The organism is Paenibacillus sp. Soil724D2, from assembly GCF_001427935.1.
Classification (GTDB): Bacteria; Bacillota; Bacilli; order Paenibacillales; family NBRC-103111; genus Paenibacillus_E.
Genome location: NZ_LMRY01000010.1, coordinates 45,307 through 69,939 on the forward strand (window position 1 = coordinate 45,307; position 24,633 = coordinate 69,939).

Annotated in this window: 23 protein-coding genes and 1 riboswitch; of the genes, 22 read left to right on the forward strand and 1 reads right to left on the reverse strand. The window is 45.3% G+C overall.

Features of this window, described 5'->3' with window-relative positions:
* Positions 1-37: 37 nt before the first annotated feature.
* The 3 genes from ASG85_RS12105 (at position 38) to ASG85_RS12115 (ending at position 2,494) form a co-directional block, all read left to right on the forward strand.
* Positions 38-676 (forward strand): hypothetical protein, encoded by a 639-nt coding sequence (locus tag ASG85_RS12105; protein ID WP_060646356.1) that lies wholly within the window; start codon positions 38-40, stop codon positions 674-676.
* A gap of 178 nt (positions 677-854) precedes the next feature.
* Entirely contained in the window at positions 855-1,415 is a 561-nt protein-coding gene (locus tag ASG85_RS12110) for an NADPH-dependent FMN reductase (RefSeq protein ID WP_235550113.1), read from the forward strand.
* Positions 1,416-1,585: 170 nt separating this feature from the next.
* Complete coding sequence (locus ASG85_RS12115; protein ID WP_321166581.1) at positions 1,586-2,494, forward strand: YafY family protein; 909 nt, start codon at positions 1,586-1,588, stop codon at positions 2,492-2,494.
* Between the two features lie 574 nt (positions 2,495-3,068).
* Here the strand turns inward: ASG85_RS12115 and ASG85_RS12120 are convergent.
* On the reverse strand, positions 3,069-3,863 hold the full coding sequence (locus ASG85_RS12120; protein WP_060646358.1) for an AraC family transcriptional regulator: 795 nt from the start codon (positions 3,861-3,863) through the stop codon (positions 3,069-3,071).
* 534 nt (positions 3,864-4,397) lie between these two features.
* Here ASG85_RS12120 and ASG85_RS12125 point away from each other — a divergent pair.
* The 19 genes from ASG85_RS12125 to ASG85_RS12215 all read left to right on the forward strand — a co-directional run bounded on the left by ASG85_RS12125 (position 4,398) and on the right by ASG85_RS12215 (position 24,505).
* Complete coding sequence (locus tag ASG85_RS12125) at positions 4,398-5,327, forward strand: ABC transporter permease (protein ID WP_060646359.1); 930 nt, start codon at positions 4,398-4,400, stop codon at positions 5,325-5,327.
* A gap of 15 nt (positions 5,328-5,342) precedes the next feature.
* A complete protein-coding gene (locus ASG85_RS12130) occupies positions 5,343-6,215 on the forward strand; it encodes a carbohydrate ABC transporter permease (protein ID WP_060646360.1) in 873 nt (290 codons plus the stop codon).
* Between the two features lie 109 nt (positions 6,216-6,324).
* Positions 6,325-7,983 carry an extracellular solute-binding protein gene (locus tag ASG85_RS12135; protein ID WP_060646361.1) on the forward strand — a complete coding sequence of 553 codons (1,659 nt, stop codon included), beginning with the start codon at positions 6,325-6,327 and terminating at the stop codon, positions 7,981-7,983.
* A gap of 192 nt (positions 7,984-8,175) precedes the next feature.
* Positions 8,176-11,613, forward strand: coding sequence for a glycoside hydrolase family 2 TIM barrel-domain containing protein (locus ASG85_RS12140; RefSeq protein ID WP_060646362.1), 3,438 nt, complete (start codon positions 8,176-8,178; stop codon positions 11,611-11,613).
* Between the two features lie 24 nt (positions 11,614-11,637).
* Positions 11,638-13,698, forward strand: coding sequence for an alpha-glucuronidase family glycosyl hydrolase (locus ASG85_RS12145; protein WP_060646363.1), 2,061 nt, complete (start codon positions 11,638-11,640; stop codon positions 13,696-13,698).
* A 98-nt stretch (positions 13,699-13,796) separates the two neighbouring features.
* Positions 13,797-14,591 (forward strand): Nif3-like dinuclear metal center hexameric protein, encoded by a 795-nt coding sequence (locus tag ASG85_RS12150; RefSeq protein WP_060646364.1) that lies wholly within the window; start codon positions 13,797-13,799, stop codon positions 14,589-14,591.
* Between the two features lie 311 nt (positions 14,592-14,902).
* A complete protein-coding gene (locus tag ASG85_RS12155; RefSeq protein WP_060646365.1) occupies positions 14,903-15,337 on the forward strand; it encodes an SRPBCC family protein in 435 nt (144 codons plus the stop codon).
* 369 nt (positions 15,338-15,706) lie between these two features.
* Complete coding sequence (locus tag ASG85_RS12160; RefSeq protein ID WP_060646366.1) at positions 15,707-16,441, forward strand: class I SAM-dependent methyltransferase; 735 nt, start codon at positions 15,707-15,709, stop codon at positions 16,439-16,441.
* A gap of 349 nt (positions 16,442-16,790) precedes the next feature.
* Complete coding sequence (locus tag ASG85_RS12165; protein ID WP_060646367.1) at positions 16,791-17,603, forward strand: alpha/beta fold hydrolase; 813 nt, start codon at positions 16,791-16,793, stop codon at positions 17,601-17,603.
* Positions 17,604-17,710: 107 nt separating this feature from the next.
* Positions 17,711-18,145 (forward strand): YciI family protein, encoded by a 435-nt coding sequence (locus tag ASG85_RS12170; RefSeq protein WP_057302275.1) that lies wholly within the window; start codon positions 17,711-17,713, stop codon positions 18,143-18,145.
* Positions 18,142-19,407, forward strand: a complete 1,266-nt coding sequence (locus ASG85_RS12175; protein WP_060646368.1) for an RNA polymerase sigma factor — start codon at positions 18,142-18,144, stop codon at positions 19,405-19,407. The genes ASG85_RS12170 and ASG85_RS12175 overlap by 4 nt, the downstream gene beginning before the upstream one ends.
* A 123-nt stretch (positions 19,408-19,530) precedes the next feature.
* Positions 19,531-19,956, forward strand: coding sequence for a YciI family protein (locus ASG85_RS12180; RefSeq protein ID WP_414858715.1), 426 nt, complete (start codon positions 19,531-19,533; stop codon positions 19,954-19,956).
* 33 nt (positions 19,957-19,989) lie between these two features.
* On the forward strand, positions 19,990-20,331 hold the full coding sequence (locus ASG85_RS12185; RefSeq protein WP_060646370.1) for a DUF1801 domain-containing protein: 342 nt from the start codon (positions 19,990-19,992) through the stop codon (positions 20,329-20,331).
* A 128-nt stretch (positions 20,332-20,459) separates the two neighbouring features.
* Positions 20,460-20,708, forward strand: coding sequence for a hypothetical protein (locus ASG85_RS12190; protein WP_060646371.1), 249 nt, complete (start codon positions 20,460-20,462; stop codon positions 20,706-20,708).
* Between the two features lie 253 nt (positions 20,709-20,961).
* Positions 20,962-21,120 (forward strand): XapX domain-containing protein, encoded by a 159-nt coding sequence (locus tag ASG85_RS12195; protein WP_057302270.1) that lies wholly within the window; start codon positions 20,962-20,964, stop codon positions 21,118-21,120.
* Between the two features lie 382 nt (positions 21,121-21,502).
* On the forward strand, positions 21,503-21,916 hold the full coding sequence (locus ASG85_RS12200; protein WP_235549172.1) for an FMN-binding protein: 414 nt from the start codon (positions 21,503-21,505) through the stop codon (positions 21,914-21,916).
* A gap of 11 nt (positions 21,917-21,927) precedes the next feature.
* On the forward strand, positions 21,928-22,809 hold the full coding sequence (locus ASG85_RS12205) for an FAD:protein FMN transferase (RefSeq protein ID WP_060646415.1): 882 nt from the start codon (positions 21,928-21,930) through the stop codon (positions 22,807-22,809).
* Position 22,810: 1 nt separating this feature from the next.
* On the forward strand, positions 22,811-23,605 hold the full coding sequence (locus ASG85_RS12210) for an RnfABCDGE type electron transport complex subunit D (RefSeq protein ID WP_060646372.1): 795 nt from the start codon (positions 22,811-22,813) through the stop codon (positions 23,603-23,605).
* 111 nt (positions 23,606-23,716) lie between these two features.
* A riboswitch (cyclic di-AMP (ydaO/yuaA leader) is annotated at positions 23,717-23,849 on the forward strand.
* A gap of 5 nt (positions 23,850-23,854) precedes the next feature.
* Complete coding sequence (locus ASG85_RS12215; RefSeq protein WP_060646373.1) at positions 23,855-24,505, forward strand: CAP domain-containing protein; 651 nt, start codon at positions 23,855-23,857, stop codon at positions 24,503-24,505.
* Positions 24,506-24,633 lie beyond the last annotated feature (128 nt).

The window sequence follows — 24,633 nt, forward strand, 5'->3', positions numbered from 1 at the left end:
AAGGATATTGAAGTAGTAATAATTTTAGGGGGTTCATATGAAATTTCTAATCATCCAACCAAAATTTGAGAAGAACATAGTTCAACTTGAGACCGAACTGCGGAATAATCCTTTCGCTGATGTTGTAATCTTTCCAGAAGGTTATTTGAATGAAAATGTGGAACAAGCATGTATTTTAGCAAAGAATTATAACAAGATATTAATTGGAGGACATAGAAGGCTAAACGACAATCCAAAGGATAGAGCCATAATTATTAACCGCTCTGGTGATATCGTTTTGGATCGGATTAAGTACAGCCAGACGATTTTTAAGTCGGTAGAGGGTCTAAAGATAGGACACATACTTTGTGATGAATTGGTCAAACAAGGAGTGAAGAATGAAGATGCTCTTGCTATTGACCTAATTGTCCATCCAATCGGTGTAGGAATGTTCAGTGAGGAACAGTTCGACGAATGGATAAATGAAGCAAAAAAGATTGCTGTTACATATAAATCTATGATTATTGGTACGAGTCACGCCGACGGCTCATTCAGCGATAGTGATGTATCCATACCAATTGCATACTGCTTTGATGAAAATGGAGATGCTATTTTCGTTTCTAAAAACGATGTACGAACTCGAATGTTGGATATTCAAACAAAAACCGTTTCTTTTCCTCAACTCATCAATCAATAAACGCGAAAATTTTAAGCTAACGGATAACGTTTGTTCAATAACACCAATGTTAGGCTTCCGGTTTAGGGGCCTTTTTTTGTCAACAGGCCGTTAAACTAAAGCCATTCCACACAAAATGAAGAAAATATTATATGATTGAATGAGAATGGCTTCTAAATTCTTGAGGAGGTTGGCTGATTTGAAAAGAATAGGAATTATTGTTGGTAGTTTAAGGGGAAATTCGTTTAATCAAATGATTGCGAATACGATCCCTGAACTCGTAGATTCAGCGAAATATGAATTCATATCGATTGAGAATCTTCCCTTGTATAACGCGGATTTGGATCATGGAGAAGGGCCAGACCCAGTTATGCATTATCGTGAGGCGATTCAAAAGACGGATGGCATCATCATCGTTAGCCCTGAGTATAACTCAGGAATACCGGGAGTACTGAAAAATGCACTGGACTGGGCATCGACTCCAACCAAAACATCCGTCCTAATTCATAAGCCTTCAGGTGTGATAGGTGCAACGCCTGGCGCAAAAGGAACGATTCTGTCGCAGCAGCAAATTAGGCAAGCGTTGGATGCCACCCAATCATATGTTATGCCGTCTCAAAAAATGTATATATCTCAAGTTTTGGATAAGGTTGATTCAGATACTCGCAAGCTCATAGATGAAACGACCCGCAAATATCTGCAGCGCTATGTACAATCGTTTATGCAATGGATAGACCAGGTACAACGGCTGAATGAGTAGTACAGGTTCTACACATACAGATTCCATCGTTGATCGAATATTAGAAGAAGTTAAAAGAAGGTTTTCCTGACACTTAACAAGAGATACGATTGGAGGAGCTTGCAGCGAAGCAGCTCCTCTTTCTCATTGTAGTAACGGGCAGCATTTCTATAGAAACTTAATGGGTGATAATGATGAAATTAGAACGGTTAATATCGATTACTTATGCGCTTTTAAATAACGAAGTCATTTCTGCTTCAGAGCTTGCGAACAAATATCATGTATCCCAACGAACCATTTACCGTGATATAGAGGCTATTTGTGCGGCTGGAATCCCTGTTGTATCCTTTCAAGGCGTTAACGGCGGATATGGGATTATTAAAGAATATAAAATGGATAAAAGTTTATTGCACGCAAGCGACATTGAGTCATTAATCACGCTACTTCACAGTACGGCAACGGTGTTTAAGGATGACCGAGCAACGGAGACAATACATAGGCTTCAGACCATTCAAAGCGATAAGATGCCAAGCTTGACCATGGATCTTGGAAGCTGGCGAGCCAACAACGCAACTCTCCATACACTTCGAGCAGCCATAACGGATCGCCGTGTCATTCGATTTGAATACATGAATTCTAAGAATGAGAGAGCCAATAGGATAGTTGAACCAGTCAGCCTTCTGTTTAAATATTATTCTTGGTATTTACATGGGTACTGTAGGGCTCGTAACGATTATCGCGTATTTAAACTTACAAGAATGTTAGATTTGGTTAGCTTGCCGGAATTATACCAGCGTATCCACCCAACACTACTACAAGATATTTCTTTGGACTATCAGAAAGAAGAAATCGAGGGTGCTGTTCTTCATTTCTCAGGCAGATCCTTGGCACATGCCCTAGATTGTTTTTATGCGGAGGATAAATATTTCAATGAAGATGGCACGCTTACGGTTACCATTATCAATCCTTCTGAAGTTGAATGGTTAGTTGAAACGATTTTAAGCTTTGGTGATGATGTGGAGGTTCTTGAACCACTCGCGTTAAGGCAATTGCTCAAAGATAAGATTGAAAAAATGTTAAATCGATATCTTCAAGTATGACAGACTGTTGTCATACTTTTTTTATTATAATGAGCTCAAAGAGAAGGCAAGTCAGCTTTTCAAGGAATTGGAGGTACACACCATGCACAATTATCCATATTTTTTTGAGGAAAAGATAAGAGAACATAATCAGGAGCTCAAAGAGATTGAAAGTAACGCCTGGAAATGGGCTCGATCTGTCTCAAAGAAATCAAAACCCACTATCCAATCTGTCCTTTTGGCACTTATCGGACTGAAATGATGAAATACCTCCCCAAATCATTTGGTGGTGTTGTTTCTTTGCCTGGTATAATAGCTTCTGGCAAGATGCTAGAACTCCTCAATAACGAGCGAAACTACCTTCAATTCAAGCTAATAAGGTGTTGTTTGCGGATGATGAGCCCATTGCATTAGAAGGAATTCGAATGATGGTCGATTGGGAGGAGATGGGGTTTAATTGAGGACCGTCAGGAGGATCTTCCTGACGGTTTTTTTAACTCTCTGGGATTGGTTTCAGCCTTGAAAGCTCACTCAGTACACAATGTGCCATAAAGCGATTGCCTTCTATTTATTATTCCACAACCGCGGTTCATTCTTAGGTTCTTTTTTGCATGCTCGCCTTTGATGGAGGATAGCCTTTAATGGATCTAAATACATTGCTGAAATAGCAGTTGTCTTTGTACCCGCAGCGTTCCGCCACTTCCGAGACGGAAAACCCGCCGCCGGACAGCATCATTTCCGCGTTGTTGACCCGAATGATGTTAATGAAATGTTTGACGCTGAAGCTCGTGCTGGTTTTGAAGAGCTTGCCGAGATAAACAGGGTGCAGATTGACTACCTTGGCGACAGTCGCCAAATCCAGCTCATTCGAGTAGTGGTCGATGATGAACTCCTTGACCTTGTCGATCCGGATATCAGAATGGGATTCAGGGGAATGGCGAAAGGAAATCGCCAGTAACTGGTGGAGAATCAAATGAAAGATGCCTCTCGCAAACATTCGATATCCAGGCTGCATGCCACTCCAAACGCGATTAAATTCAAGGATGTAGTTTAAGATTTCGCTTGAGATTCGATTTTTGGTTACGATTTCGAACGGAAATCGGATTTTATCGGAGGGCTGCAACAGAGTAAAGTTGAAGGCGTAGGAATGCATGGGATCATCTTTGAAGGTATGTGCCTCGCGGATACTTCCCTGGGGAATGTAAAGCATATCCCCCGCTTCCACCGTTATTTTCTCGCCGTTAACAAAATAATTCGCTTTTCCTTCGACGATGAACGTCAGGTCATGAAAATCGATTTCCTGTCGGATGATTTCCCATTCGGGAAAACAGCGTCGGTCGACGAATAAGAAAACCTCGGGGACAATTGATTCGAACTGCTCGAAGTCCATGGCAAAGATCAGCTCCTGTATGATTCAGGATCGCTTCCTTTATCGGGAAAAGGAGGCACTGTGTCCATCATAGCATGCCCATAAGGCTCTTAAAAGATATTTAATAATTACAAGTATTCTTGTATTCTTCTATGGTAAAAAAATAGGCCATTTTGTAAAATTATATTAATTAGATGGTGCTCATACTTCAGCGAATACCGTTCTAGTTTGCAATGTTGTTATTTAATAATTACAGGTTTTTATGACTCGAATAACGAGGGGAACGGCAATTGATGTGCTGCTTGTATTAAACCTTCGGACTCCCCATAATTCGTGTTGACTTTTAAAAGAAGAGTATTTGTAATGATATTGTGACTAACTAGTAAGGAGGAAACGCAATGATATAAGTAACTTAACCGGGTTTTTAAAGTGTCTTGTATGCGCTTTCTGAATGCGCATAAGAATTCAGGGGACTAGTGATTAAGCGCAATTGCGAAGATTTTTTTGGTGTATGATTAGGAGACAATTTTTCAATAGAAAGTGGTGGGTAATTATATGTCAGTTGCGAATAAGGCGGTGTTACAGACACCTCTTCTAAGACACGTCAGGAAGGAGTGGAAGTTGTATTCCTTTCTACTTATTCCCGTTATTTACTTTATCATTTTCAAGTACATTCCTATGCTTGGTAATGTAATCGCTTTCCGTAAGTATAGAGGCGGAACCAACTTGTTCGGGACGGAATGGGTAGGATTATCTTACTTTACCATGTTCATGAAGGATCCCTCCTTTTGGAGAGCCTTCCGCAACGATTTGTATTTAAGTGTCTTGTATTTAGTCATTCGTTTCCCGCTCACTTTGATTTTTGCGCTGTTGCTGAATGAACTTCGGCGGATTCGCATCAAGAAATTCGTCCAGACCGTATCGTATCTGCCTCACTTTATCTCCATGGTCATCGTCGCGGGCATGACCAAGGAATTGCTATCCATGTCCGGGCCGTTTAACACACTGCTCGCCAATCTGGGTTTAGAGAAAATTGCATTCATTTCCTTACCGCAATGGTTTCCGACGATTTATGTGACGTCCGGCATTTGGCAAGGGCTCGGTTGGGGCACCATTCTCTACTTGGCGGCGATGACAGGCATCAATACCGATTTGTACGAGTCGGCCAAAGTGGATGGGGCTAATCGGTTACGGCTAGCATGGCACATTACGATTCCAGGTATTTTGCCGACGATCATGACGCTGCTCATTCTCGATATTGGCGGCATATTGGGAGCGAATTTTGAGAAAATCCTGCTTTTGTACAATCCATTAACCTATGAGTCGGCAGATGTTATCTCCACTTACGTCTACCGGATGGGGATCACCGGCGGGAACTTCAGTTATGCCACTGCAGTTGGTCTGTTCGAAGGCGTCATCGGTCTTATTCTGGTCACGTCGGCGAACTACATTTCCAAGAAAACAACGAATTCGGGCTTGTGGTAGAAAGGAGTAGTTCAGATGAAGGAGTCAGCGTCCTATCGTATGTTTCAGATTATTAACGGATTCATCATGGCCCTTGTCGTCGTCATGACTTTGTATCCATTCTTATATCTAGTCGCTCAGTCGTTCAGCTCGGAGGCTGCCGTATATGCAGGGAAGGTCACCATATTCCCCGTTGACTTTACGAACCAAACGTACCGAGCCGTGCTAAGCAGACCTGAATTCTTCAAATATTATGGCAATACGATCCTGTATGCCATTGTAGGAACGGTGATATCCGTAGCGGCGACGGCCGTTATGTCTTATCCGTTGTCGAAGGATAGGTTGCGTCTTAACAAATTCTTTATCCCTTTCGTCTTGTTCACGATGTATTTTGGCGGCGGGCTGATCCCGAACTATATCTTGGTCGCCAAAACGCTGCACATGAGGGATACCATCTGGGCCATTATCATACCCGGCGCCATCAGCGCCTTCAATGTCATCCTAATGAAGACCTTCTTTGCAAGCTTGCCGAACGAATTGGAAGAAGCGGCTAAGGTCGACGGCCTAGGTGTTTACCGCATCTTCCTAAGGATTACGCTTCCGCTCTCCAAACCGATTCTGGCCACGATGGTATTGTTCAGCATGGTCTCCATCTGGAACAACTGGTTTGGTCCGTCTCTCTACCTGGAATCGAAAGATAAATGGCCGGTCGCCCTCTATTTGCGGCAGATCATCGACAGCGCGATTAATCCTACTGAAGCTGGACTCAGCAGTGATGCGACCGCTCAGATCGCGGCAACCATTAAATCCACTGCGATGGTGTTGACTTCTTTGCCGATTATTTGTCTCTATCCTTTCGTGCAGAAGTATTTTGTGCAAGGCATGATGATTGGTTCCGTAAAAGGGTAATCGCGTTAGGTTTGTTTCGGAAAGGCTGCAATCGCGGGTTGTTACTAAGAGGCATCTATATGGCGGCGTTTCTGTTATATAAAAATATACATTTGAGAGGGTGCACAGAATGAAAAGATCTGCAAAAGCAGTAGGGGTTGCATTGGCGGTTCTGATGACCGTCGGCATGACAGCATGTACAAATAGCGACACGCAAGAATCGTCCAGCAGCGCATCCCCAGGTACAAGCTCCGCAGCACCACAGAATTACTCCTTTGGCGAAGGCCAAACGTTCCGTTCGAATGAGCCTGTGAATTACTCGATTATGTTCAGCGATCAACCGACCTATCCGTATAAGAAGGAATGGCGGCTCTGGAGCTCGATCACAGAAAAAACGAACGTATCGTTTGACGTAAACGTAGTTGCTGCTACCGAATACGAGAACAAGAAGTCGCTCTTAGTCAACAGCGGCGATGCTCCCTTCATTATCCCCAAAACTTATGACGAATCCGCTTACGTAGCCGGAGGCCAAATTGTACCGATCAGCGATTGGGTGCAGTACATGCCGAACTATCAGAAGGCTGTAAAAGCTTGGGGAATGGAAAGAGACCTGCAGCAGAAGCTGAAATCGGACGGGAAATATTATGTGCTGCCAGGGCTGTGGGAATCGCCGGGAGCAGGCTACTCCTACATGATTAGGAAAGACATTTTCGAAAAAGCGGGAGTCGACGTGAAAGGTCAGGAAGGCAAATGGACTTATGAAGACTTTTACCAAGCCCTCAAAAAAGTGAAAGAGTCTACCGGTGCGAAGTACGTAATGTCCGATGAATTCACGGGAAAATCGACGCTGAATATTACGGCAGCTCAATACGGCGTAACCGGCGGTTGGGGAGTTGCCAACGGCACGCGCTTCAATGAACAGACGAAACAGTTCGAATTCGCCAATTCGACCAATGAGTTCAAGGATTATGTGACGTTCTTAAACAAGCTGGTCAAAGAGGGGCTGCTCGATCCGGAGTCCTTCACCCAAGACGATAAAACCGCACAAGCCAAGTTCTATAAAGGCGATACTTATGTCATGAACGCCAACTACCAGATACTGGCCGATTCCAAGACCAAGATGCAGGTTCCGAACGCCGATCTGTATATGATCGTTCAACCGGGCGGCCCGAAAGGGATGCTTCAAATCGAAACGTCGCGTCTCGAGAACGGAGTTATGATCAGCCAGAATGCGCTCAAGAAGCTCGGCAAGGACAATTTTATCAAAATGCTTCGCTTTGTTGACTGGTTGTGGTATTCGGACGAAGGCCAAACGCTCAGTTTGTGGGGCGTCGAAGGCGAGACCTATACGAAGGATGCGAGCGGCAATATCACGCTCAAACCGGACATCTCCTTTAACGGCATGAACCCGACAGCAACGAAAAAATTAAACGTCGACTTCGGTTTCGGTGGCGGCAACTTCGCGTACGGCGGTTCCACTAAACTGCGGATGTCCAAAATGACTGAAGGCGAGAAAGACTACCTCAGCCGCATTCAGACTCATCGTAAACCGAGAACGCTGGCTCCGCCAATCATGGGTACTCCGGATGAAAGCGAACAAATGAACCTGATCTCGAAACCGCTGATGGATTATGTGGATACGATGACCCTGAAGTTCGTCACCGGCCAAGCTAATCTTGCAAACGATTGGAATGCTTATGTGGCTCAGGTCGAGGCGCTCGGCGCTTCCCGCTATATCAAAATGGCAAACGATATTTTTAACAAGACGAAGAGCAAGCTTGGATACTAATCATAACAAATAGCGCTCTTATAGGATCTGCGACAATGGACATTGTCGTAGATCCTGAATTTTTAATATGAAAATTACTGGTGGCGTTAGCCCAAGTCATCTATATATGAAATAGCGAAAGGATCAATACTCGTTTAATGCCCGATAAGTCTTTTTACATATTTGAGGATACCTTGGAGCGTGGAGTAAACGATGAATAAGAAGACACTGTTTAATAGTGAATGGGAATTTGCCAAGAGCAGTCTGGATGTGACGGATGGCGCCGGTTTGACATTTGAGCCGGTAGATCTCCCTCATGATTGGCTGATCTACAATACATTAAATCTGTATGAAAATAGTATCGGCTGGTACAGGAAGAGATTTACATGTGCCAAAGAAGCGGGTCAGCAAATTTTAATAAGCTTCGATGGAGTCTATATGGACTCATCCGTTTATGTGAATAAGCGATATATTGGAGAATGGAAGTACGGATATTCATCCTTTGAACACGAGATCACAGATGCGATCATTGACGGGGATAATGAAATCGTGGTGAAGGTCGTCCACCAAAGTCCGAATAGCCGGTGGTATTCGGGGGCTGGCATCTATCGCAATGTGTGGCTAAAGACGAGAGCGCGAGATCATATTGTAACGGATGGCATTTATGTTGCTGCAAAAAGGGTAGGCGATAGCTGGGAGGTAGAAGTTGAGACGGAATTGAACCTCCAGGAGGACGCAAGAATCTCGCATACGATCCTATACAAGGGTGAACTTGTTGCAACTGTGACAGACAAGATTGTTGCGGGCAGCTTTCTTCATCGACAGAAGCTATCGATAGATTGCCCTCTTTTATGGAGCATGGCAGAGCCGCACCTGTATCAGCTTGTCACCCAATTGCAGCATGATGCAGAGGATCGGGAAGACATAGTCGTAGAGAGCATCACTCAGAATCTCGGGCTTCGGGAAATCATGCTTGACCCACAGCTCGGGTTCCATCTGAACGGTACAAGAATGAAATTGAACGGGGTTTGCGAGCACCACGACTTAGGAGCGCTTGGAGCTGCCTTCAATAGAGAAGCCTTGAGAAGAAGGCTAACGATTTTGAAAGAAATGGGCGTTAACGCCATTCGAACCGCTCACAATATGCCTGCGGCAGAACTTATGGATCTAGCGGATGAGATGGGATTTCTGGTCGTCTCTGAAGCGTTCGATATGTGGGAAAGATCCAAAACTCCATATGATTATGCAAGATTTTTTAAAGATTGGGCTAAGGCCGATGTGAAATGCTGGGTCAAGCGGGATCGGAATCATCCGAGCCTGATGATGTGGAGTATCGGGAATGAGATTTACGACACTCATGCAGATGCAAGAGGGCAAGAAATCACTCGAATGCTTATGGATGAAGTGCTGAAATACGATCCGAAGCAGAACGGCAGTGTGACCATCGGTTCTAATTATATGCCTTGGGAGAATGCGCAAAAATGTGCGGATATCGTGAAGATTGCCGGCTACAACTACGCGGAGAAATATTACCATAAGCACCATGAGGAGCATCCCGATTGGATCATTTACGGCAGCGAGACGGCCTCTCTCGTTCAAAGCAGAGGCATTTATCGATTCCCTTTCGAGAAGTCCATTCTTGCCGATGACGACGAGCAGTGCTCGGCTCTGGGAAATAGTGCGACGAGCTGGGGAGCCAAATCCGTCGAGGCCTGTATTATCGCGGAAAGAGAGGCACCCTTCTCTCTAGGGCAATTCATATGGACCGGCTTCGACTATATTGGGGAACCGACGCCTTATCATACTAAGAACTCCTATCTCGGACAGATTGATACAGCTACATTTAAGAAAGATTCGTATTACATCTACCAATCGGCATGGACCGACTTCAGGACGAATCCGATGGTCCATATTTTTCCCTATTGGGACTTTAATCCGGGCCAATTGATCGATGTTCGAGTGTGCTCGAATGCACCGAAAATCGAATTGCAATTGGGTGGCGCTATCGTGGGAACCTTTGATATCGATCATAAGCATGGAACCCAGCTGGTCGGCTGGTGGAAGCTTCCTTATGAAGCAGGGGAATTGAAAGCAATAGCCTATGATGAAACGGGCCGTGTCATTGCGACGGATATAAGAAGGTCCTTTGGGGATGCGAAGAATATTTGTCTGCTGCCGGATAAGGAGAGCCTGATGGCCGATGGTACGGACTTGATCTTCCTGGAAATCTACATGGAAGATTCAGATGGTAATCCGGTGGAGAATGCAAGCAATCGGGTACGTGTCGAGGTGACGGGGGCAGGCCGTTTGCTTGGTTTGGATAATGGCGATAGTACCGACTATGATCCATATAAAGGGATAAGCAGAAGACTATTCAGCGGCAAACTTATGGCGATTATCGGGGCTACCCTGGAGCCTGGCAAGGTTCGGGTTGTGGTTTCTTCCGTTGGTTTGGAGAGTCAGACGGTGGAATTTGATGTTCTTCCGGTAAAGGAAGAAACATCCTTAGCTGGGGGTTTCGCCCATACCAAGAATCAAGAGCTGCCGCTGATCATGGGAACCGTAGATGAAATCCCATTACGCAAGATTGAAATCGTAAGCCCGTCCGGACAGATGTTCAACGAAACGAGAAAAGAGATGACGCTGCAAGCCTGCCTGTACCCCGCAGATACCTCCTATCAAGAGGTCGAGTGGAGTGTTGTGAATGATACGGGAATTGCCTCCAATCTTGCGAAAGTGGAAGCATTTGGCCAAGAAGCGAGAATCACCGCATGGGGCGATGGCGATTTCCGGGTTCGCTGTATGAGTAAGAACGGTACGAACAAGACGAAGCTTATCTCCCAGCTGGAATTTAAAGCAGTCGGACTCGGCACAGCTTACAAGGATCCTTATGGATTTATCTCTGCCGGCCTTTTTGATTACAGTAAAGGGGAGGTTGGAAACGGAAACGAGAGAGGTGTAGCTACAAGCCGGGACGGTGAAACTGAAGTTGGGTTCCGTGATATTGATTTCGGAACGCACGGGTCCGATTTGATTACGATTCCGATTTTCGCCTTGTCCAGTGAAGAGTATTCCCTGCAAATTTGGGAAGGCATGCCAGATGAAGCGGGCAGTGAACTCCTAGCGGATGTCATCTATCAGAAACCGTCCAAGTGGAATGTGTATCAAGAAGTAACCTATCGATTATCCAAGCGTCTTTGCGGGATCACTTCCATTTGCTTCGTCCTTCAGAAGAAGGTGCACATCAAGGGTTTTTCGTTCCAAAAGCAGAACAGAGCCTTCGAGATAAATTACGCCACGGAATGCGATCGCATTTATGGCGATACGTTTACGATCTCGGAAGCCAGCGTTGAAGGGATAGGAAATAATGTTTTCTTGGAATTCGACCAAATGGATTTTACAAGCCTAGGGGCAACGCAGCTTGTCGTCTATGGCCGATCAGTTCTTGATAAAAATACCATTCATATTCGTTTCGCTAATCCGGAAGGTGAGGAAAATCAACTCATCGAGTTTACACAGTCCGATGGTTACGAAGAGCGGGTCTTTGAATTGGAAAAAATAACAGGCCTCCAAAAAGTAACCTTTCTATTTTTGCCGGGAAGCCAATTCGATTTCGGTTGGTTCCGATTTGAGAGGTCGTTACCTGAATGAACATAAACTAGCGGAGGTATCACGATGAGTCACATCACGAACGCATATGCCTGCTGGTTACGCAATGCGCCTATAAACGATGACAAGAGAGTAGATGAATATCAGGTATGGGCACGAGAGATCGCCGTGCCCGGTCCTTTATCAGAGGTGCTTCAGACTGCGGTTGCGGAGTTAATGGATGGTCTCGATGCTATGCTTGGAGTGAGGCCCCCTCGTTCCACGGCTTCCAATGGGAGTTCCTGCATCCTGATCGGCGTTCGCGGGCAGTTACAAGGTCTTGATGCCGAGCTAAATTGGCCGGATGGATCCGAAGATGGTTACGTGATCAGAAACGTATCGATGGATGGACAATCGAGGCTTGTGGTTGCCGGCCAATCAGCAAAAGGAGCCTTGTACGCGGTTTTCCATCTTCTGCGGCTGATGCAATGCGGTGAGAGTTTGACTAATCTTTCGATTACGGAAACGCCCGCTAACGGATTGCGGATGCTAAATCAATGGGATAATATGGACGGTTCGATTGAACGAGGTTATGCGGGGAAATCCATATTCTACCGAAATAATGAGATTGTTCGAGACATGTCGCGAATCCGTGATTATGCCCGCTTGCTGGCATCGGTGGGAATCAATGCCATTTCGATCAATAACGTGAACGTACACTCCGTAGAATCCCTGCTGATTACGGATAAGCTGCTACCGGATGTCGCTCGGGTCGCCAGCGTATTCCGGCGCTATGGAATCTCAACGTTCCTAAGTGTCAACTACGCTAGTCCGTTAGAGCTTGGAGGCCTGACCAGCGCAGACCCGATTGACGAAAATGTCAGGCAATGGTGGAAGGAGAAAGCTGAGGAGATTTATAGGGAGATCCCGGACTTTGGCGGCTTCCTGGTAAAGGCAGATTCCGAGGGGCGACCCGGGCCGTTCACTTACGGGCGTGACCATGCTGATGGTGCGAATATGCTGGCGGAAGTGCTTCAGCCCTTCGGCGGGATCGTCATTTGGCGCTGTTTCGTATACAATTGTGAGCAGGATTGGCGCGATAGCAAGACCGACCGGGCGAGAGCGGCGTTTGATCATTTTACACCACTTGATGGGAAATTTCGCGATAACGTCATTCTGCAGATTAAGAACGGACCCATGGATTTCCAGGTCCGCGAGCCGCTTTCTCCGCTTCTCGGAGCGATGTCCGCGACGAATCAGGTGCTGGAGCTGCAGATTACGCAGGAGTACACGGGCCAGCAGAGGCATCTGTGCTACCTGATCCCCCAGTGGAAAGAGGCTCTCGATTTCGATACGTTTGCCCATGGGAGCGGAAGTACGGTTGCGAAAGTTGCAAGCGGACTGTTGTTCGGGAGACGGCTTGGGGGCATTGCGGCGGTATCGAATATTGGAGACAACCCGAATTGGACCGGACACACGCTTGCACAAGCCAATTTATATGGCTTTGGAAGGCTTGCATGGAATCCGCAGCTATCAGCTGAGCAAATCACGTTAGAATGGATCTACATGACATTCGGTTCTGACCCCGATGTAGTACGCAGTGTGTCGAAGATGCTTCTCGATTCGTGGAGAATCTATGAAAATTACACAGCTCCTCTTGGCGTAGGATGGATGGTCAATCCAGGTCACCATTATGGCCCCAACATAGACGGATATGAATATTCAAGATGGGGGACGTACCATTTTGCCGACTGCCACGGCATCGGCGTAGATCGAACCATCCAATCGGGAACAGGGTACACATCCCAATACTTTGCGCCGCGTTCGGAATGGTACGAGTCAAGGGAATTATGTCCGGATGAACTGCTTCTCTTTTTCCATCATGTGCCATATACGCACAAACTGAAGACAGGTAAGACGGTCATCCAGCACATCTACGATACTCACTTCGGCGGCGTTCTTCAGGTGGAAGAATTGGCCCAGATCTGGAGTTCGCTAGAGGGGAAAGTAGATGCTGAGCGCTTCGGAGATGTGAGGAGCCGACTGCGAGAGCAAGCGGCACATGCGAAGGAGTGGCGTGACCAGATTAATACCTACTTCTTCCGTAAATCGGGCATTCCTGACGAATACGGCCGTATCATAAACTAATATATGGAAGACGGGACGAACAAGCAGACGTGGCAACCTGTATCTGTCTACAGTCCCGTCTATATTTTGCTGATCACTTCATATAAGGGATGGTTTGGATGACGATTACAATTGGACAGGTTATTGATCGATTGTTAGAGCAGGCTCCAGTAAACGAGCCCACTGTGGATTCATTGAGAGTCGGATCGGCCCAAACGGAAGTAACGGGAATTGTCGTCGTTTTTTTGGCCACGCAGGCTGTGATTGAGCAGGCAGCTGCTTTAGGAGTCAATTTGATCATTTCACATGAAGGGACGTTTTACCGCCATCAGGAGGATATGGAGGTTTTGCAGGATGATCCGGTTATCAACGAAAAGCGCGAATTGCTTGATCGTACAGGAATCGCCATTTATCGTTATCACGATCATATTCACCGCTACAAAACGGACGGTATTATGATGGGGTTAATTAACGCACTGGGCTGGGCGCCCTACGTTGAAGAGCATTTGCCCGCCGCAACGGTTGTGCAAATTCCTTGCATGACCCTTGAACGCACGGCGCAATACTTGAAGGAAAAGCTTCAGATACCATTCGTGCGTGTTGTGGGGGAAATAGAGATGTCTTGCACCCGCATTGGGCTATTGGCAGGCTACAGAGGGGGAGCAGCCTTGGCACTCCCACTGCTGAATGATTACAATCTCGACCTGGTGATCGCAGGAGAAGGGCCGGAATGGGAAACGCCGGAATATATTCGCGACGCTGTTCATCAAGGCAAGAACAAGGCATACATCGCATTGGGTCACGCGGAAAGCGAAGAGCCCGGCATGAAGGAATTGGCGGAAAGACTGCAGGAACAGTTCCCCGGCCTAACCGTTCATTTTATAAGAGAAAAGCCTTTATATCATATTTTGTAGTCATATCGCATTAATCACTATGAAAATTGAATTAGTTCTCGATATTGCAGGAGTCCTAGCTACAAATTTTTCACCATTTTTCTGGCAAGAACTATCCGAAATATCTAAAGTACCTTATGAAATGCTTGTTAAGTTTATACAGGAAATGCGTGAAGAACTATGGACTGGCAAAATCGTTACTTGGAGGGGATTTTTTGTGGAGTTTAATGTCCGAAGAAACCTTTAAAGTAAGGGCACTTCAGACATATCGACAGCGGTGAATGATTATGGTAATATTTGAGAATAATAGATTCATCACAGGAGGTTATTTAATGGGAACAAGTAATCAGGCAACGATAACGATAGAAACAATCGTTCATTCTCCCGTTGAAAGCGTGTGGAAATATTGGACGGAGCCGACGCATATTAAGCAATGGAGTAAGGCTTCCGATGACTGGCATACTCCGTTTGCCGAGAATGATCTGAGAGCCGGCGGTAAATTCGTCTCGAGAATGGAAGCCAAGGACGGCAGCATGGGATTTGATTTCGGCGGCGTATATGATGAGGTGAGCATGAATGAGAGCATCTCCTATACGCTTGGCGATGGTAGAAAAGTGAAGATCACTTTTATTGGCCGAGACAATGAAACGCAAATCATCGAATCGTTCGAAGCGGAAGAGACCAACGCTATCGAGATGCAGCAAGCCGGATGGCAGGCGATTTTAGATAATTTCAAAAAATATGTGGAAACAGCTAAAGAAGAATAAAAAACTTTCGAAACCTTAGAAGCGCATGCCGACATTGGCATGCGCTTTGCCTATGTCCCCCTGCAGGGACGGTTGTATGCATCATACAAGCAGGAATAAGTTGGTTGTTAAAAAAGAAGAAAATAATATGCGGATGACGGCGAAACCAGGAGAATGATGTGACGGATTTTGGATTCAATAGATTAAAATCTATTGCTATTGCACTAATGCAGAACTTTTAAATAAACAGGATTGTTTAGTTAAAATAAAATTTTAAATAAAGACTTTCACAAATTGATGATAAACTCTAGATATCGTAAATCAAAGAACAATATACTTATCTTTTGACTAGGTGAGAATATAAGTTCAAGTAAGGAGTCTTGAGTTAATATGAAACAGAATAAATATGATGATCTCGGATTCTTCGAAAAATACAGTGAGATGCCACGCTCGATTGGTGGACTAAATGCTGCCGGGGAGTGGCCCGTACTTCGTGTTATGCTTCCCGAACTTCGAGATAAAAGAGTTCTTGACCTCGGATGCGGCTTTGGTTGGCATTGCCAATATGCAAGAGAACAGCAAGCCCGGTCAGTGATTGGAGTAGATCTCTCTGAGAAAATGCTAGCGTATGCCAGAGAAAATAACAACGATTCCACGATTGAGTATCGGAGGCTCGCAATTGAAGACATCAACTTTGAAGCAGGGGAGTTTGACGTTGTGATCAGCTCGCTTGCTCTTCATTATGTGGAGCACTTCGAAATCGTTTGTCGTAACATACATCATTGTCTTGTATCAGGAGGATCGTTTATACTTTCGGTCGAACATCCGATCTTTACTGCACTCGCTGCACAAGACTGGTATTATGGTTCGGGAGGCGAGCGATTGCACTGGCCTGTCGACGACTACCAGAATGAAGGTCTACGGCAGGCGAGATTTCTGGACAATGATGTTGTCAAATATCATCGAACTATTGCTACCTATGTTAATGCCTTAATTGATTCTGGCTTTACTATTATGAAACTCTCCGAACCTCAACCAACACAAGAAACTTTGGATAAGTATCCAGAGATGAAAGACGAAACCCGTCGCCCCATTTTCCTCTTGATCGCAGCGGTCAAGAATTAAACGTATCAATTAGTATAAATAGAACGACGGAATACGAGTGCATCAACACAACAGGCTGCCGGCAATATTGGCAGCCTGTTGTGTTATCGGATAGACTTGTCGATTTTCTTTGTTAAAAATAAGTGGATTCGGTGAGGGACTGATTAAGCTGCGTCAGGTTAAATGGGACATGGATCAATGTATTGAAATTTTTATTTGAAGTTGTGTCGATTTTGTCGTTAACGGTTCGTCGTCTTTATAGAGGCTCGGATATCCAGTAAAAAGAGGAATTCGATCTAAACCCAAAACAATCTAGAAATAAAGTTGAACGTAGCAGCATGACTAAAAACAACAGAAAAGGAGACATACAATGTATTCAATAATTTCAAGAGACGGTACTAGGATCGTTTATGACAAAGTTGGCCAAGGGCCAGCACTCATTCTGGTAGCAGGTGCGTTCAGCTACCGAAAATTTCCGGGACTTGTGCAGCTGGCAAATCAGATGTCAGAGCACTTCACAGTCTACAACTACGACCGCCGCGGTCGCGGGGATAGCGGAGACACACAGCCTTATGACATAGGGCGCGAGATTGAAGATCTTCAGGCATTGATTGATGAAGCTGGCGGCTCAGCATGTGTTTGGGGATTGTCATCCGGGGCGGTTCTTGCCCTGAAGGCAGCATCAAGAGAGGTAAGCATCACGAAACTGGCTCTGCATGAACCACCATTTGTAGTCGATGCTGCCGATCGGATGCCACCGAAGAATTTCGTAATGCACGTTACTGAGCTTATTTCCGCTAATCGCCGGGCAGAGGCCATCAAGTACTTTATGACCAAGGGCATGGGGGCTCCTTCATTCGTTGTCAGCTTGATGCGAATGATGCCAGGTGTGTGGTCTAAGCTCATGGCCGTTGCACACACACTCCCCTATGATGCGGCTTTGTTGGATGGATATATAGACGGAAAGTCGCTGCCAACCAAATTGTGGAGCACAGTCACGATCCCAACGCTGGTACTCGAAGGTACAGAGAGCCCGGTTGCGTTGCGTCACGGTGCACAGGCATTAGCCAACGTGCTGCCCAATGCGCAACTGCTGAGTAAAAAGGGACTCGGCCATACCAAGAAACTTAATACAAAAATGATTTCATCGGAGCTTACAGCATTCTGTATGGGCAATCTTTAGTTATAAAACGTGGGCATCCCCAAAGCGTCAACAATGGGCGGCAGGAATATTTCATCCTGACGCCGAAAAAATAACGAAGCTACACTAAAAATAGGAGGTAATCACATATGAGATTTATGATGATTGTTAAAGCTACAACAGATTCTGAGGCGGGGACTATGCCCAGCCAGGAGCTTATTGATGCCATGCAAAAGTATAACGAAGAATTGGTGAAAGCTGGTGTTTTGCTTGCTGCCGATGGATTGCAACCCAGCTCAAGCGGAATCCGGATATCTTATCCGGAGCCTGGAGGCAAGCCAAAGGTTATTGATGGTCCGTTCACGGAAGCGAAAGAAATGATCGCGGGATATACGCTGATCGAAGTCAAATCCAGGGAAGAAGCTATAGAATGGGCACTACGCATGCCGGATCCCCACGGATATGGACAAGGCGAGATTGAGCTCAGACAGGTATTTGAGTTTGAGGAGTTAACGAACGATACCGAATCGCAGGAGAAAGAAGCGCTCCTTCGCAAACAGGCTCAGGAGCAGAAGAAAGCGTGACATTGTCCATTACACAGCGGACTATTGATGCAATATGGCGAATTGAATCAGCAAAGCTTATCGCGGGATTAACGCGAATGGTACGGGATGTGGGTCTCGCAGAGGATCTTGCCCAGGATGCATTGGTGATTGCCCTTGAAAGATGGCCGGAAATCGGAATTCCAGCCAATCCTGGAGCCTGGCTGATGACGACGGCTAAGCGGCGCGCGATCGATTATATGCGCAGGACTAAATTGCGTGATCAGAAATACATAGAGATTGCCAACGGTATGGATTTGTATACGGAGGAAGACATGGATCGTATTTTGGATGGGGAGATCGGTGACGATCTCCTTCGCCTGATCTTTATGACCTGTCATCCGGTGTTATCACAGGATGCGAGAGTTGCCCTAACGCTGCGCCTGTTATGCGGGCTTACCACTGATGAAATCGCACGTTCTTTCCTTGCCGCCGAATCTACGATTGCCCAGCGGATTGTTCGGGCCAAGAGAACGCTCAGCGCCGAAAAGGTTCCTTTTGAGGTGCCTGTAGGAGAAGAACTCAAAGAACGCCTGTATGCAGTGGTCGAGGTCATTTATCTTATGTTCAATGAAGGGTATTCGGCGACCTCGGGGGATCACTGGATACGTCCTCTGCTTTGTCAGGAGGCGCTTAGACTGGGACGCGTTCTTGCCGAAATCGCACCTCATGAACCGGAAGTTCACGGACTAGTTGCCTTAATGGAAATTCAATCCTCGCGTTTTAAAACCCGAGTTAGCTCCACAGGTGAACCCGTACTTTTGATGGACCAAAACCGGGCGCAGTGGGATCGCTTGCTAATCCGCCGTGGATTGGCAGCACTTGAGCGCAGCCGGAAGCTTGGACGCCCGCTCGGTCCATACTCGTTGCAGGCTGCAATTTCTGCTTGCCATGCACAGTCGCCTACCGCAGCTGAGACTGATTGGATCCGCATTGCAGCCCTTTATGAAGCGTTGTCTAGGGTAACGCCATCGCCGATCGTCGAGTTAAACCGGGCGGTCGCCATATCTATGGCGTTTGGTCCTGCCTTCGGGCTGCAGATTGTCGACGAGCTGTGCGCCGAACCTTCCCTCAAGGGATACCATCTGCTCCCAAGCGTTCGCGGTGATCTCCTAGTGAAGCTGGGGCGGTTCGATGAAGCTCGTACAGAATTTGAACGTGCGGTGTCGATGACCCAGAATGTCCGTGAGCAGGAGCTTTTAAAGAACCGAGCTTCTGAATGTGAGTCTGAAGCATCGAAATAATTTTTTTAGCCGCCTTGTCGATTACATAGTTTCCCGTTCGTTGTCATAGTAGGGGAAGGGTTACGGCAGCTAGCTGCTGCCTCAAGTCATCTTCCCACAAGGAGGGAAACGATCTTGCGATTTATGTTGATTTTCAAGGCGACAGGGTACTCGGAGGCGGGTGTAAAGATCTGCCGGGAACACAATGATGCTATGGTTTCGTACAAGAAGTCTTTAGCCAGATCCGGTGCGCTCCTGGCTTCAGAAGAGCTTCAGCCAAGCTCCAGCGGGATCAGGATATTGTATCCATTACATGGGGGAGAGCCGGAAATTAAGACTGGCCTTTTTCCAGCAGATCAAATGCTCATTGCCGGATATACGCTGATCGATGTGAATTCAGAAGATGAGGCTGCAGATTTGGCGCTCCGGATGCCAATTCCAAGAGGACACGGGGCATTCGAAATCGAGATGCGGGAGCTCAAAGAGAATATGGAGTCTACGCGAGACCCAAGAATACAGGCCTTGGAAACCGATTTAGAGGACCAAATCAACATGTTGAAAAGAATATAATAGACCATTACTTTCATAAAGGAGTGTATCAGTATGAATCAGGAAGTAACCGATTTTATTGAAGCGTTAAAAGAACCATGGCAGGGGGAACAGTCCAAAAATCTTCGTGAAGTCGTCCACCAGGCCATACCGGATGTACATGAGCGTATGCAGTATAAGAAGCCCCATTTTTTGAAAAACGGAAAATACGCTGCTGTCATCTCGACGTCGAAAGACGCGGTCAGCTTTACGATCTTTAATGCTATCGAGCTGGAGCTTCCAGAAGGCATGTTCGATGGTCCACCGGAAAGAAAAACACTAAAGCTGCGTAAAGGGGATTCATTTGATTCCGGACAGCTGGTGTCATTGGTCAGTCAAGCTTCAGGCTCACTTTAATCACGCATACAATCTATTAATCATCAAAAAGGGCTGCGTTTAACTTTGTAAAAACAAAGTTTGGCGTTGTTCTTTTTTGTATTCAGATAAAGATCTTATAAAAAATTCTTAAAATACAAGAAAATTAAATGGTTACAGCGTGGATTATCCTGGTTGGTTATGACGATTGGATTACGTTGGACTTGGGCTGCAAGAAGCCTGCGGATGATAAAATTTGCATTGTGTTGGAGGAAATCCAACTTGTTTTCAATTCCGAACTGGATTTGAAGCATTCAGATGATCCGATTGGACCTCTGATTAAGGATTACGCTATTACGTTAATCATTGGAGACGGAACCGAGAGGGAAATTAAGATCAGTGGGAATTCCTCACATTGAATAAACATAAGGTGAATGGCGAAAGGCGTAGCCCGAATCAAATCAATTTCCTGTTTCGATTATTGTAATAAATGTCAGCCCTTTGAAGCAAATTATTGAGAACGGTCCTACATGTGGTTAAACACTATGTCAGTATGACAAAAGGTCTTCAGCCTGTGCCAATCGCAGTCAACATCGAAGTAGCAAGTAATATGCTAAAGCAATTAAGCCATCGAAATTAAGGATGCAGTCAAACAATTGAGGTGTCTAAAGTATGAAGGAGCTTCTGTTGTCATTAGGAGCAGGTTTAATTATTGGTGTTCTATTCAAGGTGCTAAAGCTGCCTTTGCCCGCGCCGCCTGTACTTTCAGGTATTTTAGGAATAGTTGGTATTTATGCAGGCGGCAAGATAATGGAATTGTTTCTAAAATAGGAAGCAGGACGAATTAGAAAAAGGAGGAGTTTTGTCGAGTTTCATCCTTCTTTTTCTTACATGTTAGTGCTACAATGATAAACTTTGAATAAAATGCCAAAATCGATTAACTCAGCTAACGAACGGAGGTGACAATGTAGGAACAATAGATCTTTGTGATCGCATTTTGCAAGCATTGCAATAATAGTCTTTTAATCAACTTTTAATAAATGAGCATGGAGAGTTTACTCTCATCCCTTTTTGGGGATGGGAGTTTTTTAATTCTCAAAGCTAACAATAACTCCGAATACATTCAGTTAATCTTAAGAAAATTTTAATGTTCTCTCCATATAATGAAACTATCGATGAAGCATGTATATGGGAGGAAATTCACGTGGCAAAAATGAACAAAAAGTGGGTCGCTCTGTGTTCAACAGCTATTGGAGCTATTTATGCCGCCGGATATTTCGCAACGGAAACTCAGGCAACGATTCAGCAACCACAACAACAAGTCCAAGTTACACAGACTAAAAGCAGTCAAATAAATAGAATTTATAAAGAGGGTACCTATACGGGTACAGGAAGCAATCGACGTGGATCAATTCAGGTGGCAGTTACCATTAAAAGCGATAAAATTACAGATGTTGAAATCAGCCATTTTGCCATGCATTATACAATTGATGATGTCGCAGGGCTGCCTCAAGAAGTGGTACAAAAACAAAGTGCGCAGGTAAGGAATGTATCGGGCGCAACATACAGTACACAAGCTTTCAAAGATGCCGTACAAGATGCGCTTTCTCAGGCGCGAAACTCATAATGGGCAAAATCATGAAAAAAACGAAATTATTTATGGATACCGTTGTAGATATACAAGTCGTCACTCGGAAATCAAAGGATCAGACAGAAGCAGCCATTGATCGGGCTTTCGAGGCATTTCGGAAAGTCGAACAAGCCTGCAGCCGTTTCAGTCTGGACAGTGAATTGATGGCGGCATGCCGAGTCATAAAAACTCCCGTTCGGATTAGTCCGTTTTTATTTGAGCCTTTGAAGTTTGCTTTGGAAGTAGCGAAATGGACGAATGGGATATTTGATCCGGCAGTGGGAAAAGCGATGGAAGAACTGGGATTCAATCAGCATTATTTAACTGGGGAAACCATTCAAAGCTCCTCGGTGGGCTCCGCTTCCTATCGGGATATCATCTTAAATGAGCAGGATCGTACATTGTATTTGCGGAAGCCGATGGTGATTGATTTAGGTGCCGTGGCTAAGGGATTCGCAATCGACTTGGCCGCAAACGAGTTGAAAGATTTTGAAGGATTTGTCGTCAATGCTGGCGGTGACCTCTATGCTGGGGGAGTAGACGAAAATGACAGCAAGTGGAGAATTGGCATTCAGCATCCCGAGTACAAAGAACAAATCATTCAAACGGTTGAAATATCGAATGAGGCGGTCTGTACCTCTGGAAGTTACGAGCGCAAGAGCGAATTAAAAGCCGGTATGCATCATATCATCGACCCCAAAACGAAACAATCACCGGGCGAATGGGTCAGCTGCAGCGTCATCGCTCCTTTCGCTATGATGGCGGACGCCTTCTCGACAACCTTCTTCTTATTGGGGTTGGACCGCGGGAGAGTGTTAATAGAAGAAGTTGATCTCAAAGGTATCTTGATATCATCCGATTCACAAATATATAGAGTAGGGGGTATATAAATTGACAGTTAACCAATGGATTAAAACACCAAAGGGATATGTCATAGTTTCCTTGGTTGCCTTTCTATTAATAGCCTCCATACGGTCAGTAGATATTAGAGGCATTTATAATAGTTTCATTGCCGTCGTTATTTCTTCAGCCGTGGATACCCTTTGTTCCCGTATTGCCAAAAGGAAGCGAATGATGCCGGACGGTGCGGTGATAACAGGGTTAATCATAGCTTTAATCTTAAGCACAACTTCCTCCTGGTATATTGTTGCTGCAACTTCCATTATGGCTATTTTGTCGAAACATTTACTTGTCCACAAGAAAAAACCAATCTTCAATCCAGCGGCATTCGGACTGTTACTGTCCATCCTTTTCTTTCGAACAGGACAAAGCTGGTGGGGTGCATTCGGGGATCTTCCCACATGGACAGTTGTGTTTCTATTGATTGGCGGATTCATGGTGACGAACCGAGTGAACAAATTTTCTCAAGTTTTTTCATTTCTAGGAACGTATTTCATCTTATTATTGATTATGGGGATTATTGATGTCGGAGACGCCACTGACGCACTTCGATCGCCTTTTATTAATGCATCCCTTTTCTTTGCACTTTTTATGCTTACAGATCCGCCTACCTCACCGGCAAAAAATAAGGATCAAGTCATTTTTGGCATCCTTAGCGCGATCATGGGTACAGTTATTTATGGCATTTTTGGAGGTTTGATGTACTTATTTATAGGATTGCTTATCGGGAACTTATATCATTTACTTGTACCGAAGCTTAGGAACGCCACTCGATATATTAATTGAATGAGGGGATTGTTTACATGCAAAAAAACGTAATGGATGCTCTTGGAAAATTTTGAGTCATGTTCTCCATGATTTCACATGATACAATTTGTAAGATCCATGTGGATCAAATAACTCAGAAGGCCGAAGCTTCCAGCAAGCACGGGGGAACCATTATTTGGGGTGAAGCCGCTATCTGCGGCCGGGTGATTACTCTTTGACCCGAATCCGACAGCTAACCTCGCAGGCCGCAAAAAGGAGAGGTTTATTTTGAAACGTTATAAAAAGCTCGTAGTTACCGGCGCAATAGGATTGAGCATCCTCGTAGGATCGAGCGCGGCAATGGCCGCACCAGCAACTCACACAGTATCAGGTAATGATACCATGTGGTTAATATCCCAGAAGTATGGTATAAGCCTATCTTCGCTTATTAAGGCAAACCCTCAGGTTGCCAATCCGAACGTGATTTGGTCTGGTATGAGCCTCAACATCCCTGGAAGCACGAGCACAAATGCAGGTACAAAAACGCCAGTTACGACTGTGCCATCCCAATCAGCATTTGCTAGCCAAGTCGTTAACCTAGTTAACCAAGAACGAGCTAAGGCAGGACTTCGTCCATTAACTAGCAACAGCTCACTTACGGCCATGGCTTTGGATAAAGCGAAGGATATGTACAACAACGGCTATTTCGATCATACCTCGCCGACCTATGGGTCTCCTTTTGATATGATGAGCACATATGGCATTCGCTATTCCTACGCAGGTGAAAACATTGCGAAAGGTCAACAAACGCCTGAAGCTGTCATGAAAGCGTGGATGAACAGCGCAGGTCATCGTCAAAACATTCTAAGCCCTAACTTCACCCAAATCGGTGTTGCGTTCTATAACGGCGAATGGGTACAGGAGTTCATTAGTAACTAAAGCAGCGCATGTCTGCAGAATATTTCAAGAGAAACCAGCAACCTTGTGTTTGCTGGTTTTTTCGTTTTTTATTCCATTTCAGAGTGGTATTGATCTTGCTGTAGATAAAGAGGGTAGGATATGGATTA

What these genes read in the sequence shown, in the direction of transcription:
- ASG85_RS12105 (WP_060646356.1), top strand. Translation starts at nt 38, where the DNA reads ATGAAATTTCTAATCATCCAACCAAAATTTGAGAAGAACATAGTTCAA.
- ASG85_RS12115 (WP_321166581.1), top strand. Translation starts at nt 1,586, where the DNA reads ATGATGAAATTAGAACGGTTAATATCGATTACTTATGCGCTTTTAAAT.
- ASG85_RS12120 (WP_060646358.1), bottom strand. Translation starts at nt 3,863, where the DNA reads ATGGACTTCGAGCAGTTCGAATCAATTGTCCCCGAGGTTTTCTTATTC.
- ASG85_RS12125 (WP_060646359.1), top strand. Translation starts at nt 4,398, where the DNA reads ATGTCAGTTGCGAATAAGGCGGTGTTACAGACACCTCTTCTAAGACAC.
- ASG85_RS12130 (WP_060646360.1), top strand. Translation starts at nt 5,343, where the DNA reads ATGAAGGAGTCAGCGTCCTATCGTATGTTTCAGATTATTAACGGATTC.
- ASG85_RS12135 (WP_060646361.1), top strand. Translation starts at nt 6,325, where the DNA reads ATGAAAAGATCTGCAAAAGCAGTAGGGGTTGCATTGGCGGTTCTGATG.
- ASG85_RS12140 (WP_060646362.1), top strand. Translation starts at nt 8,176, where the DNA reads ATGAATAAGAAGACACTGTTTAATAGTGAATGGGAATTTGCCAAGAGC.
- ASG85_RS12145 (WP_060646363.1), top strand. Translation starts at nt 11,638, where the DNA reads ATGAGTCACATCACGAACGCATATGCCTGCTGGTTACGCAATGCGCCT.
- ASG85_RS12150 (WP_060646364.1), top strand. Translation starts at nt 13,797, where the DNA reads ATGACGATTACAATTGGACAGGTTATTGATCGATTGTTAGAGCAGGCT.
- ASG85_RS12155 (WP_060646365.1), top strand. Translation starts at nt 14,903, where the DNA reads ATGGGAACAAGTAATCAGGCAACGATAACGATAGAAACAATCGTTCAT.
- ASG85_RS12160 (WP_060646366.1), top strand. Translation starts at nt 15,707, where the DNA reads ATGAAACAGAATAAATATGATGATCTCGGATTCTTCGAAAAATACAGT.
- ASG85_RS12165 (WP_060646367.1), top strand. Translation starts at nt 16,791, where the DNA reads ATGTATTCAATAATTTCAAGAGACGGTACTAGGATCGTTTATGACAAA.
- ASG85_RS12170 (WP_057302275.1), top strand. Translation starts at nt 17,711, where the DNA reads ATGAGATTTATGATGATTGTTAAAGCTACAACAGATTCTGAGGCGGGG.
- ASG85_RS12180 (WP_414858715.1), top strand. Translation starts at nt 19,531, where the DNA reads ATGTTGATTTTCAAGGCGACAGGGTACTCGGAGGCGGGTGTAAAGATC.
- ASG85_RS12185 (WP_060646370.1), top strand. Translation starts at nt 19,990, where the DNA reads ATGAATCAGGAAGTAACCGATTTTATTGAAGCGTTAAAAGAACCATGG.
- ASG85_RS12190 (WP_060646371.1), top strand. Translation starts at nt 20,460, where the DNA reads ATGGTTACAGCGTGGATTATCCTGGTTGGTTATGACGATTGGATTACG.
- ASG85_RS12195 (WP_057302270.1), top strand. Translation starts at nt 20,962, where the DNA reads ATGAAGGAGCTTCTGTTGTCATTAGGAGCAGGTTTAATTATTGGTGTT.
- ASG85_RS12200 (WP_235549172.1), top strand. Translation starts at nt 21,503, where the DNA reads ATGAACAAAAAGTGGGTCGCTCTGTGTTCAACAGCTATTGGAGCTATT.
- ASG85_RS12205 (WP_060646415.1), top strand. Translation starts at nt 21,928, where the DNA reads ATGAAAAAAACGAAATTATTTATGGATACCGTTGTAGATATACAAGTC.